At 52.8% G+C, this 12,571-nt stretch carries 12 protein-coding genes; 9 read left to right on the top strand and 3 right to left on the bottom strand.

Translation table 11 applies throughout. The features are described from left to right. Window positions 1–127: 127 nt before the first annotated feature. From JET16_RS28230 to JET16_RS28210, 5 genes are all read left to right on the top strand, one after another. Complete coding sequence (locus JET16_RS28230) at window positions 128–3,250, top strand: GNAT family N-acetyltransferase (RefSeq protein WP_199624379.1); 3,123 nt, start codon at window positions 128–130, stop codon at window positions 3,248–3,250. Between the two features lie 2 nt (window positions 3,251–3,252). Continuing rightward, window positions 3,253–4,164 (top strand): amidohydrolase family protein, encoded by a 912-nt coding sequence (locus JET16_RS28225; protein WP_199624377.1) that lies wholly within the window; start codon window positions 3,253–3,255, stop codon window positions 4,162–4,164. Window positions 4,165–4,349: 185 nt separating this feature from the next. Next, window positions 4,350–4,631 (top strand): co-chaperone GroES, encoded by a 282-nt coding sequence (gene groES / locus JET16_RS28220; protein WP_199624376.1) that lies wholly within the window; start codon window positions 4,350–4,352, stop codon window positions 4,629–4,631. 113 nt (window positions 4,632–4,744) lie between these two features. After that, window positions 4,745–6,382 (top strand): chaperonin GroEL, encoded by a 1,638-nt coding sequence (gene groL, locus JET16_RS28215; protein ID WP_199624374.1) that lies wholly within the window; start codon window positions 4,745–4,747, stop codon window positions 6,380–6,382. Window positions 6,383–6,621: 239 nt separating this feature from the next. Then, window positions 6,622–6,882 (top strand): hypothetical protein, encoded by a 261-nt coding sequence (locus JET16_RS28210; RefSeq protein ID WP_199624372.1) that lies wholly within the window; start codon window positions 6,622–6,624, stop codon window positions 6,880–6,882. Between the two features lie 61 nt (window positions 6,883–6,943). Here JET16_RS28210 and JET16_RS28205 read toward each other — a convergent pair whose 3' ends face one another. Beyond that, complete coding sequence (locus JET16_RS28205; RefSeq protein WP_199624371.1) at window positions 6,944–7,378, bottom strand: hypothetical protein; 435 nt, start codon at window positions 7,376–7,378, stop codon at window positions 6,944–6,946. Window positions 7,379–7,534: 156 nt separating this feature from the next. On the opposite strand from JET16_RS28205, the gene JET16_RS28200 reads away from it, so the two are divergent. The 4 genes from JET16_RS28200 (at window position 7,535) to JET16_RS28185 (ending at window position 9,938) form a co-directional block, all read left to right on the top strand. After that, window positions 7,535–8,071: an NUDIX domain-containing protein gene (locus JET16_RS28200; protein ID WP_199624369.1), complete on the top strand. Its 537-nt coding sequence runs from the start codon at window positions 7,535–7,537 to the stop codon at window positions 8,069–8,071. 97 nt (window positions 8,072–8,168) lie between these two features. Then, window positions 8,169–8,438 (top strand): hypothetical protein, encoded by a 270-nt coding sequence (locus JET16_RS28195; RefSeq protein WP_199624367.1) that lies wholly within the window; start codon window positions 8,169–8,171, stop codon window positions 8,436–8,438. After that, window positions 8,432–8,782 (top strand): type II toxin-antitoxin system PemK/MazF family toxin, encoded by a 351-nt coding sequence (locus JET16_RS28190; protein ID WP_199624365.1) that lies wholly within the window; start codon window positions 8,432–8,434, stop codon window positions 8,780–8,782. The genes JET16_RS28195 and JET16_RS28190 overlap by 7 nt, the downstream gene beginning before the upstream one ends. 37 nt (window positions 8,783–8,819) lie before the next feature. Beyond that, window positions 8,820–9,938, top strand: coding sequence for a DUF2325 domain-containing protein (locus JET16_RS28185; RefSeq protein ID WP_199624363.1), 1,119 nt, complete (start codon window positions 8,820–8,822; stop codon window positions 9,936–9,938). Between the two features lie 98 nt (window positions 9,939–10,036). Here the strand turns inward: JET16_RS28185 and JET16_RS28180 are convergent, their stop codons facing one another. Together JET16_RS28180 and JET16_RS28175 are read right to left on the bottom strand one after the other, a co-directional pair. After that, entirely contained in the window at window positions 10,037–11,698 is a 1,662-nt protein-coding gene (locus JET16_RS28180) for an S-layer homology domain-containing protein (RefSeq protein WP_199624360.1), read from the bottom strand. A 285-nt stretch (window positions 11,699–11,983) separates the two neighbouring features. Continuing rightward, window positions 11,984–12,571 (bottom strand): S-layer homology domain-containing protein (locus tag JET16_RS28175; RefSeq protein WP_199624357.1); only part of this gene is annotated, 588 nt, incomplete at its 5' end.

Genomic DNA, 12,571 nt, shown 5'->3' with positions numbered 1-12,571 from the left:
TCCCCTGATTTTTTATGCGCCAAAAAATCGGAGCCGGACCACAAATAAATATATATAAAAATTCTCTTTACCAGCCGCCCGAACTCCCATACAATTCAGATGTAAAATCCTGACAGGGAGTGAGCCCATGAATTCCGCAGATGTGATGGATGCCGTACAAATTGTGGAGTATGAACCGAAATACGCCCAGGCTGTCGCCGACATGTGGAACGCCAGCTGGGAAAGCTGGGGAGGCGGCAATCGCATCCGCAGCGCGGAGAGCGTTGCCCGTGAAATGGAGAACGCAGGAAACCTGAAAGTGTTCCTCGCCGTTCACGGGGATGAAGTCGTGGGATTTTGCAGCTTCTCCCATTACAAGCAGGACGAAGGCGCGCTTTATGTGCCGCTGCTGAACGTAAGACCCGACTACCATGGCCGCAAGGTTGGAAAATCGCTTATTATCCGGGCCGTGCAAACGACGGTGGAGATGGGTTGGCCCAGACTCGATCTGTTCACGTGGGCGGGAAACACGAAAGCGGTTCCGATGTATAAAAAGTGCGGTTTCTTCTGGGAGAAGAAAGACGACAGCGTTCACCTCATGAATTTTATTCCGACGGTACTGCAGACGGAAGCGTTACAGCCTTACCTCAAGCACATCGACTGGTACGCCGACAGCCGGCTCAATCCGGAGATCCGCCCGGACGGCCGATCGGAGAACGGATTTGATTACTTCGAATACGTCTGGGCCAAAAACAATATCTCGCTCAGAGTCGAGTTCGAGAAGACGGGCAGGGGGCTGCGCCTGATCGAGACGGATGACTTCTCGATCCATACGGAAATCGAAGATCATGATCTTGTGTTCGGCAGCCGCTATCCGGTTCGCTACGTCATCCGAAACAAAACGGGGGAACCGTTGGTATGCACGATTCGGGGGAGGGACGACAAAAACATTCGCTTCTCGATGAACGAAACCGTTCAGGTGGACGACACGGTGACGGTGGAGGGCGAATTCGAGCTCGAACCGATGCCGGAGGAGCAGAGCGACTGGAAGACGCATCCGGCGGTCGCATCCGAGTGGTCGATTAACGGGAGGAAAGCGGAATTCCGGACAGGCATCGCTCCCAAGTTCCCCGCCAAAGTAAAGCTGGAAGTCACAGGTCACGAGCAGTACATAGGAACGACGGAAGAAGCTTTTATAACGTTCGAGAACAATTACAAGCAGCCGGCGAAATTTGAGTTCGACCTGCCTTCCGCACGGTTTGCGGAATTTGCGAATACCCGCATTTCCGTCCGCATTCCCGCGAAAGGGAGGGCCTCCGTCAAGCTTCCGTATACGCTGCGGGATTTCGGGCTTTATTCCGAGGATGTGGAGATGAAGGCAGTGCCCGAATCCGGCGCCCCCGTTACGTTCACCCGCAATCTTCACGGAATGTTCAAGGGGAATTCAGGGCGTTACGGCGGAGCGGCAGGCGATCATTGGGTCGCGGTGAACGGGCCGTATACGGTCGGATTAAATAAAGTAAACAATCATTTTTGGACGTCCCATTTCAAGGGCGGGCCCCACACTTGGTGGACCTCTCCAAAAATCGGCAAACCGTACTCCCAAGAATTTTCCAAGAAAAAGGCGGAATCCGTGAAGATTTATCCCGACGGAGACGCGATGGTTTTGGAGGCGGAGTATCGCTCGGACGAGTTTCCCGGCGTCGCGTTTACCGCGGTTGCCCGCCTGAATGCGAATGGGATCGTGGAGCGCTATTTTGAAGTCCGGAGTGAGTCTTCGGCAAGGGGAGAACACGGCGAAGACGATTTGTATTTGATTGACGGATTTATTCATGAGCCGAATCGTCTTGTGCTCCCATATGACGGACATTATTATGACCTTGAAGAGCGGTACTCGTCCGACTACGAGGATTGGGACTTGGACCGAATTTCCGAGAATTGGCTGTTCAGCCGCGGCAAGGAGCTGCCTCTCGGTATTTGCTGGCAGCCTGACGGAAAGCTTGTAAAATCGGAGTGGCATTTGGGCATCGAGCATCGGCTCGGCCGGGCGGCGGATGGCGACGCGGTTCGCACCTCGTCCGTCTTTCTCACAATCGGGACGTATTCGGATTGGTGGGATTTTCGCTCCTGCGCGGTAAAGAGAAGAGAACCGGTGCGCCCGCTGTTGAGGGATCACATCGAGCTGTGTGCCAAAGACCGGAATCCTTTTGTCGATGAGGATGCGGCACTGGAGCTTCGGCAGCACCGGAACCAGCCTCTGGACGGGGCAATGTCATTGTCCTCGCCGAGCGGCTCGCTTGGCCCGATTCATGGCGAGTACCGGCGGGAGGAGGCTCTGTTTTCGTCTGAATATCCGATAGCGGGTGTAAGGTCCGGGACAATCGAACCGGTGCGTATGAAATTCAATGCCGGCCATGTGCGGTTTGAGCGGTCCGCGGTAATCATTCCCGTTTCCGCAACGGCGGTAGAGCGGGAAGTCGTGCAGGGAATCGCCGGGGAAACGTACCGCTGCTCGAACGGGCCTCTGTCCATTGAAGCGTCGCCGAGCTTCGGCGCAGCGCTTTACTCTCTTACGTTTAACGGAGAAGAATGGCTCGACAGCTCTTATCCGGAGCCGGGTCCCCGCTCTTGGTGGAACCCTTGGCTTGGCGGCATATCCGCGTCCGTGCAGGGCATATCTCCGCTCAGTCTTCAGGAGGAAAGACGGAGCGCCGAATTTGTCTCGCAGACGGATAACCTGGGCAATGTATGGAGCGGGATCGCGCTGCGCACGCGTATTGAGAAACACCGGGAAAAACGGGGCATCGAACTCACGCTGTTCATGCTGCTTCTTCCCGGCGCTCCGGTGCTTTGCTGCGTAACCCGCGTCACGAACCGGACAGGTCTGTCCTTCGCCCGATTCGAGAGTACGACAAGCGCCTTCTTCCGAACCGGCAGCACGGCAAGCGGCGGTTGGATGGAGACGGAGAACGGCATCCGGTACGGCTGCGGGAAAATCGGCATGCATATCGATTCCGAGGGCGTGATCCGCTTAGGTTCGGATGAACGTTCGCACATTCTTCATGCGGTAAACCGGTTTCCGGGCTCGCACGCTTGGATGTACACGAATAATCTGGTCGTCAACCACGGGACGTCCCAGAGTGTGCCGATGGCGGACGGGGAAGTCGTATGGGGGACTCCCGTATTCTTTGCTTTTGCAAGCGAACCGTGCACTTATCGCGAGCTGCGCGGCATGGCGGAAATCCGCTTTGAGGACAACAGGGGGCTGTAATCATGCAAATCATCGATATTCACATTCATTTGTCCGACATCGAAAGCTTTCATCAGACGGCGAGGGAGCTGTCCGGGGTCGATTATTCGGTATCCGGATTAAAGAATGAATTTGACCGGAATGACGTCATACTGGGCATCGGGATGGGCGTTGAAGAAACGGATAGCGGGACATTTCCCGATTTCCGGGCGTCAAACCCGATGAGGCTGGACTTGGTCCCGGCCGGGACGATGCCCGGCTTCCTGATGGAGTGCATCGGGATTAATCCGGTAAGGCTCGCTTCTCCTGAGGCGGCGGCGGAGCTCGAACGGATCGAGAGAAGGCTCGCTTCCTCCGACGTTGCCGGAATTAAGCTTTACGCAGGATACTATCATTACTACGTCACAGATAAAATCTACGGACCTGTCTACGAAATGGCCAACCAGTTCGATTTACCCGTCGTTATTCATACCGGAGATACGTATTCCATGAACGGACTGTTGAAATATTCCCATCCGTTGACGGTCGACGAGTTGGCTTATCGGCACAGGGATGTCCGCTTCATGATATGCCACCTGGGAGATCCGTGGGTGATGGACGCGGCCGAGGTCGTAGCTAAAAATCCGAACGTCTACGCGGACTTGTCCGGTCTTGTCGTCGGAAACCGGCGGAAATTCGAGCGCTTTATGAGCGAGCCTCTCTTCATGGATCACTTCAGAAGAGCGCTTGTGTACGCGGACCATTATGAGAAAATGCTGTTCGGAACCGATTGGCCGCTCGCTCCGGTCGACGTGTACATCGATTTCGTGAGGCGGCTCATCCCCGAGAAGCATCATGAAGACGTCTTTTACCGGAATGCGTTTCAAGTGTTTCCGCGGATCGGACAGAGAATCAAGAGCTTTGAGATGGAAAACCCGCCTTCAGGACGAGGCTAAATGCTTCCAATTAAGGATACAATGAGGGGGTTGCAAAAACATTAAAAAATTTTTCATCATTCCCCCCTTGAAATGGGAATGCAAAATCAGTAAAATCTGAATCGTGGATGTTAGCACTAAGCAACCTCGAGTGCTAACAAAAATAAAATCTAAAACCAGATGTTATTGAAGGAGGCCATTTTGTCATGATCAAACCGTTGGGTGATCGCGTAGTACTCGAAGCCGTCGCGAGAGAGGAGACGACTGCAAGCGGCATCGTTCTTCCGGACACGGCGAAAGAAAAGCCGCAAGAAGGCAAAGTTGTCGCCGTGGGTGCGGGCACGTTCAAAGACGGCGAGCGCATTCCGCTTGACGTGAAGGAAGGCGACCGCGTGATCTTCTCGAAGTACGCAGGCACGGAAGTAAAGTATGAAGGCCGCGAGCTCTTGATCATGCGCGAAAGCGACATCCTTGCCATCATCGGCTAATGAAGGATGCCGGGCGCGGCCGGCTGCGCGGCGACAATCGCACGCAGTTCGGCATTTACGCACCATTTTATCATCACACATAAATGATTTAATTATAGGAGGGTAAACGAATCATGGCTAAAGAAATCAAGTTCAGCGAAGACGCCCGCCGCTCGATGCTCCGCGGTGTGGACGCGCTTGCCAATGCCGTTAAAGTAACGCTCGGACCGAAGGGACGCAACGTCGTTCTCGAGAAGAAATTCGGTTCCCCGCTCATCACCAACGACGGTGTAACGATCGCGAAAGAGATCGAACTCGAAGACGCATTCGAAAACATGGGCGCTCAGCTCGTTAAAGAAGTCGCTACGAAGACGAACGACGTAGCAGGCGACGGTACGACGACTGCAACCGTTCTTGCTCAAGCGATGATCCGCGAAGGCTTGAAGAACGTTACTGCAGGCGCTAACCCGATGGTTGTCCGCAAGGGCATCGAGAAGGCGGTTAGAGCGGCGGTAGAAGAGTTGAAAGCAATCTCCAAGCCGGTTGAAGGCAAACAATCCATCGCTCAAGTCGCTGCGATTTCCTCCGCTGACGAAGAAGTCGGCCAATTGATCGCGGACGCTATGGAGAAAGTCGGCAACGACGGCGTTATCACCGTAGAAGAATCCAAGGGCTTCAACACGGAGCTTGAAGTCGTGGAAGGCATGCAGTTCGACCGCGGCTACATCTCTCCTTACATGATTACGGATACTGACAAGATGGAATCGGTTCTCGACAACCCGTACATCTTGATCACGGATAAGAAGATCTCCAACATCCAAGAGATTCTTCCGGTGCTCGAGAAAGTCGTTCAATCCGGCAAGCAGCTCTTGATCATCGCTGAAGACGTTGAAGGCGAAGCTCAAGCGACGCTTATCGTCAACAAGCTCCGCGGCACATTTACTTGCGTGGCCGTTAAAGCTCCGGGCTTCGGCGACCGCCGCAAAGCTATGCTCCAAGATATCGCCGCTCTTACAGGCGGTCAAGTAATCACAGAAGAGCTCGGCCTTGAGTTGAAATCGACTCGCATCGACCAACTCGGTTCCGCACGCCAAGTCCGCGTGTCCAAAGAGAACACGATCATCGTGGACGGCGCAGGCGACAAGGCGGACATCCAAGCTCGCGTGAACCAAATCAAAACGCAGCTTGAAGAAACGACTTCCGACTTCGACAAAGAGAAGCTTCAAGAGCGTCTTGCGAAGCTCGCAGGCGGCGTAGCCGTTATCAAAGTCGGCGCAGCTACCGAAACCGAGTTGAAAGAGCGCAAGCTCCGCATCGAAGACGCATTGAACTCCACTCGTGCGGCTGTTGAAGAAGGCATCGTAAGCGGCGGCGGTACGGCCCTCGTGAACGTATATAAAGCAGTTGAAGCCGTACAAGCGGACGGCGACGAGAAGACGGGCGTGAACATCGTTCTTCGCTCCTTGGAAGAGCCGGTTCGCATCATCGCTGCCAACGCTGGCCTCGAAGGATCCGTTATCGTTGAGCGCCTTAAGAAAGAAGATGTAGGCGTAGGCTTCAACGCAGCTACAGGCGAATTCGTGAACATGTTCCAAGCGGGCATCGTCGACCCTGCGAAAGTAACTCGCTCCGCACTTCAGAACGCTGCATCCGTAGCGGCCATGTTCCTCACAACCGAAGCTGTCGTCGCCGACAAGCCGGAGAAGGAAAAAGCCGGCCCTGGCGGCGGCATGGGCGGAATGGGCGGCATGGGAATGGACGGCATGATGTAATAAAGAAGCTTGGCGCGCAAGCGCCGGCTGGATAAAAACCCGGCGGAAGAACCGCGCGGTGCAGCACCTGCACCAGTGCGCGTTCTCCCCCGGGTTTTCTTTGTTTGTGTGTAATTCGTTGCTGAAAGTGGGCGATTCGCGGAAGGGTAAAGGGAGAAAAATGTCGAAGACGGGATTCATTTTATGCAGTAAATAAATTAATATAAAGTTACGCAGAAAAAGGGAGAGGAGGACAGGTTATGGATAACGAAATGAAAGTATGGATGAAGGAAGTAACTGGGACACTTAAAGCGTTAAAAACAGGGCAGGAGTTTATTGCTGCAAAGGTGGATTCGATCGACAAACGCTTAACGAATGTCGAGGAGGATGTCGTTGGAATTAAAGAAAGGCTAGACAGAATCGAGCAAGGGCAGAGCCGGCATGAAGAGCTTCTCAAAGAGTTATCCATTGGTTTCATTGAAAATCGTGCAGAAATTCGGGAAATAAAACGCGCAAAATGATCTCTTCATAACGGAAAAGGCGACCGCTTCCCAATATTTCGCAGGGGAGCGGTCGTCCCGTTCAGTTCGAATCCCACGCATCCTCGGCGTTGATGAGAATCGGGAAGCCGAGGACCTTCTTCAGATCGTTAATTTCCCTCCTGAGACTATATAACTGCTGCTGCAGCAGCATCATATCCTGCTCCAGACTGCGCACGTAAGAGTCAGGAGCCGCTTCGTGCGATGCGCGCCGGGTGGTCCCTTCCCCCAATCCGTACGGCTTTTGCTCGAGCTGCGATTGGCGGCGCCGTTTCAACTCCTCGAAATGTCCGTTTTCATACTTATCGATGAATTCATTTAACGCTTCTTCCGAAATTTGCCATCCGACCCTTCGGTTGATTGGCGGCACCGCCACTATGTACCCGTTGTTCAGCCACTTCCGAAGCTCCTGCTTGTTCAGTGCGATACCGCGTTCCTTTAACATCTGAAACGCCTCCCGCACGCTCAACATCCGCATTATTTTCCTCCTATGCCGCGATAATATAAAGTTTATTATATGTAATAAAGTAGGCACATTCAAACATACAATCTGCCGATTTCGCGAACTTTCTAGTACAATAACGGGTAGGACATTAGAGAAAAAAAGCCGCGGTAAACGGAAGGAGTACATGGAATGGAACCGAAGTGGAAAGTGAAGCAGTCGAGAACGACCCGGTTCCGCTTCTTCGATGTGGTCGAGGAAGAAGTGGAGACCGGCAGCGGTACGGAGATGAAATATGAATATGTGACGGGACGGCAGGGCGTCTGCGTTATGCCGCTGCTCGACGGAGGCCGCCGTGTCGTATGTTTGCGGCAATACCGGCATGCGATTCGCAGCTGGCAATGGGAGTTTCCGGCGGGAGGTTTGGAAGAGGGCGTTGATGCACTTGTGATGGCCCGCAGGGAGCTATCGGAGGAAACCGGGTACACGGCTGAGAGATGGACGGATTTGGGGGCGTTTTATCCTTCGTTCGGGTTTACGACGCAATCTATACACCTGTTTGCAGCCGAAGAACTGACAGCCGGAGAGCAGCACCTGGAGCCGGGGGAGGAGCTGGAAGTACATATATTGGAGACGGAAGAGCTGGTCCGCTTGATCGCGAACGGCGAATTCCGGCACGGCGCGGGCCTTGCAGCCGTCGCGCGTTGGTGGGCGCGGGGGCGGTCATGAAATGTGAATAATAACTAAGCGTAAAGAACTATTTGAATATCACAATAATCCGATACAATAATAATATGCAATATAATTCATCAAGTGAGGTGTTTATGTGCCAAAAGCGAAAAATGTCACATTTACCTTGCCGCCCGATCTCATTGACAAATATAAAATTTACGTTAAGGAAAACTACATTCCTTCTGTAAATGCCGGCGTTAAAGAAGCATTAGAGGAATATTCGAAACGAATTGAGAAAGAAATGCTAAAGCACGAAATGTCAAAAGCGGCGGAAGATCCTTTATTCATGAGCGATTTGACCGAAAACATGAAGGCATTCGAATTTATCGATTCAGAAACCGACAGAGGGAATTCTGAATGGTGAGGTATCAATGGGGGATTTTTTGGGCGAATATGAATCCGGCGGCAGGAACGGAACAAGCCGGCAGCATACCTGTACTTGTCATTTCATCTGAAGTGGTCAATGAAGTGCTTCCTGTCGTAACGATTGTCTCGATAACAAGTTTTAAACCCGGCAGAAGAGTGTATCCGATTGAAGTGCTATTGAACGGTAAAGACAGTCAACTTGCAGAAGATTCAATAGTAATGGCACATCAAATTAGATCTATTAGCAAAGAGCGTTTGGGACAACAATGCGGATATATTGATTCGGAACAAATAAGACAATCAATTAGAACCGCTGTGAAGCTGTATCTTGATATGGAATGAATAAAAAGGAAAATTTCCCAACGAGAGGAGGAGAATTATGAAACAATTATTATTCACTATGATTCAAGGCGAACTGAAAAAAATCGCCGCTCACATTACCCCGGACAATATAGAATCCCAATTGACAGCGATGGAACAGTATATGGACATTTTGCGGATCGTTTCAGCTATTCCGCCTTATGATATTGGAGAGAGTACGGCTAAAATAAGTTCTCTAAGTTTTGACGCCGCAGAAACACGAGCCGAACCGCCGGCCTCTTCTGAATCGGACAACGAAACGCCGGAGTCGAAGCCCGCCGCTGAACCGGCTGCGTATACTTTCGAAAGAAAATTAGTCGGCGGAAGACTCCCGGAACTGGATGACGGCTATCATGTCAATGAAAGAATCGTTCGGAAACTAGGCATTCAGCACGGCGATAAACTGGCTGTTGAAGGCACCGAGCACTTCTCCGACGGAGGAAAACATTATATTTTTAAAATAGCGGAGAAAGGGGCAGGCAAAGAACCGCCAAACCGTATACAGCTCAATTATTGTATTGCGGAATGGGATGCCGAACATCATAAGTTCGTAATAAGACGATCGGCTATCGGCGGAATGATCAAACTGGGGGACGAACCTCTCTCACTCCACCTCAACGAGCAGGATTGCGAAGGAATGGAGGACGGGGAACTTATAGATATCGCTTTTTACGAAGAAAGGCTCGACACCGTTCGCGTCATTTGGAAACATAAAACAAAAAACGAAAATCAATCTCAAGAAACGGCAAACCATAAACCAAAACAGCGAGCAGCTGAAGAAACGGAAGAAGACGAAAAGAAATTCCCCATCGATTACAGTTTATTGGAAGGAAAAACGATCACACTTATTGGAGCCGAGGCGTTTCGCTTGCGGTATCAGCAGGCTTTCCATGAAGTCGGCATGACGCTTTATCATATTACGGGAGACGAAAATAAACGGCGCATGGAGAAATATATCCGAAGCTCCGACGTTGTGGTCGCCGTCGTTCCTTATGTGGGGCATAACGGATCCGCACCGGGGAACGAGCTTTGCAAAACGCACAATGTACCGTTCGTAGCATCCAAGAGAAGCGGAGCGCAACAAATATTGCTCGAAATCGAACAAGTATTCAAACGCAGATTGTCGCAGGCGCAGTGAGTGTAATTAACTTTTTTTTTGCAGGTGGTGTCGGCTTTGCTGGAACGATCACAGAATGGATAAGCCCCCGCATCCGGTGTGCAGGGGCTTAACCGTATTTAAATAAAGTCTACGGAATCCAAGAATCGATGCAGCATAGCGGCCGCTTGCGCGCGCGTTGCATTGCTGCGGGGTGCGAGCGTCGTCTCGGTCATGCCTTGGACGATTCCTGCTCGTATGACGATGGCGAAATCCTTCTCCGCCCAGCGAAGCTGCGAACGGTCTCTGAACTTGGACAGCAGTTCGTTGACGGTTTCCGCTTCGACTGACGTGCCGGAGCCGCCAGCGAACGCCAATGCGCGTGACATCATGGCCGCCATCTCCGCACGCGTTATCGTCTTGTTCGGACCGAACGTGCCGTCCGGATAACCGTGGATTAGCTCCGCATCTACAGCCGCGCTCACAATGTCCCTGTACCATGCGTCACCGGCTACGTCGCTAAACTTGGAGTCCGCGGAGGAGCCTGCCTCAATCTTGATGCCCAGCGCACGCACCAGCAGCGCCGCGAATTCCGCACGCGTTATATCCCGGTTCGGTTCGAACCGCAGCGGAGTGACGCCCTCGACGATCAGCTTGCCGGCCATTGCTTCAATGTTGTCTTCCGCCCAGTGTCCCGCGATGTCGTTGAACGTCTTGTCCCGCTGGATTACCGCATATACGCTGTTGCCCGGACGCTTCAAGACAGCTGCGCTCACTTTCCCGTCCTCGTCCTGCGTCACGCTTGTTGGAACGAAGTGGAAGCGCTTCGCAGCTTCATCGTACACGACGCCCGCCAGCTTGGCTGCGTCCGCAACCGGAGCGTTGATCGGCAGCGTCCGCTTCACGTAGGTGCGTCTGAAGTCGTCGATTTCCGCAGTGTGGTCAAGGTCACCCAAGGCTGTCAGCGCGAACTCCACCGGTTCGGATACGAGCTTCGCTCCGGCGGCTCGCGCTTCCGCGTCGATCTTGTTTAATTCCGATCCCTTTAACGGGGCGATCTTTGCGCGAATGGTTAGCTTTTCCTTGTCCGTTGCGGTTATTTTTGCCAAATTGTCAAAATGTATTACCCCAACCGGAAGTTCGAGCGAAATGCCGCCATTGATCAACATCAGAGTGCGGTCGCCTGCCGCTTCGATCAACGGTTTCGCCGGAAGCAGGGCGATGCCGCTCTCCGATACATCGATCGTTACGGTGTTGTACGCTGCGAGCTCGCCGGCCAGCTCATCTGCGGATATGCCGCCGTTCCGGTCAGCCGTCACCTTCCCGTCGATCGCTCCCGGTGCCGGCGTACCCGGCCAGTGACCGCCTCCGCCGCCGTTATTGTGCGACGAACGGACGGTATAGACGTCGCTCGTCACCGTGCCGTTGCCGTCCGGATCGGCGGCGTACCAGCTTGTCAGCTTCAGCGCGTCATGCACATTTGCCGTTACTTTATAAGTAAAATCATATCGGTCATAAACGGCATTCCCGATCGTGTGCGTGCCCGAAGGCGCTTTCAAAAACACGCTGCCGATGACGTTCATGTTGTTGTCATATACGTTAAGATAAACACTGCTTGCGACTGTTTCGTCCGTGTAGACGCTTGCCGTCACCGTCCCGGTCGAACGATTGTAAGCCGCTTTGAAGATGTACGCCTGCGCGTACGCAAGCATTGGGATGAGTAGAGATACCGTCAACATCAGTGCCATGGCTCCGGATAGCTTGCGGAACCATTTGTTCGTCCGTTCCATAATAAGTTCCATTCCCCTCTCCGCCGACTTGTCTTTTCTCTAATCCTATCCTCGCATCCTTTTTACAAATAGATTCCCAGCATTCACCTCCTCCTTAATAGAGTTCGCGGGCGAGTTGGGGTTTTTGTCCGTCCCACGGCAGAAAAAAATANCCTATCCTCGCATCCTTTTTACAAATAGATTCCCAGCATTCACCTCCTCCTTAATAGAGTTCGCGGGCGAGTTGGGGTTTTTGTCCGTCCCACGGCAGAAAAAAATAGAGCCACCCGAAGGTGACTCCATTATGTCGTACTAGGATTACTCGTTGATGAACTTCGCGTTCGCCAAGAAGCGCTGCAGCATCGTTGCCGCTTCGGCGCGAGTAGCCGTACCGTTCGGAGCAAGAACGCTTGCGTTCAAGCCGTTCACGATGCCCGCTTTCACAGCGGCGGATACTTCAGCTTCAGCCCAACCGAGCTTGCCTGCGTCTTTGAATGCTGCAAGTGCGGAAGTGTCGGCAGCCAACTTCGTGCCTGCATATTCACTAGCGCGTACTACCATTGCAGCCAATTCTTTGCGGCTGATCTCAGCATTCGGACGGAACGTGTTGTCTTCAGCGTAACCCTTGATGATGCCGGCTTCTGCAGCTACCGCTACAGCGTTAGCGTACCAAGCGCCTGCAGCCACGTCGGAGAAGTTAGAAGTCGCCGTCTTGTTGCTCAAGCCAAGGGCGCGAACAACGAGGGCTGCGAATTCTGCACGAGTGATTGCTTTGTTCGGTTGGAACAGGCCTGTTTCGTAGCCTTCAACGATGAGCTTGTTGGCCATCGATTCAACATACTTCTCAGACCATGTGCCCGTTACGTCGGAGAAGCTCTTGTCCAATTCTACTACAGTGTAGATGGA

The sequence above is a fragment of the Paenibacillus alkalitolerans genome (assembly GCF_016482785.1).
Taxonomy (GTDB): Bacteria; Bacillota; Bacilli; order Paenibacillales; family YIM-B00363; genus Paenibacillus_AE; species Paenibacillus_AE alkalitolerans.
This window is presented reverse-complemented; position numbering and strand designations above follow the sequence as displayed.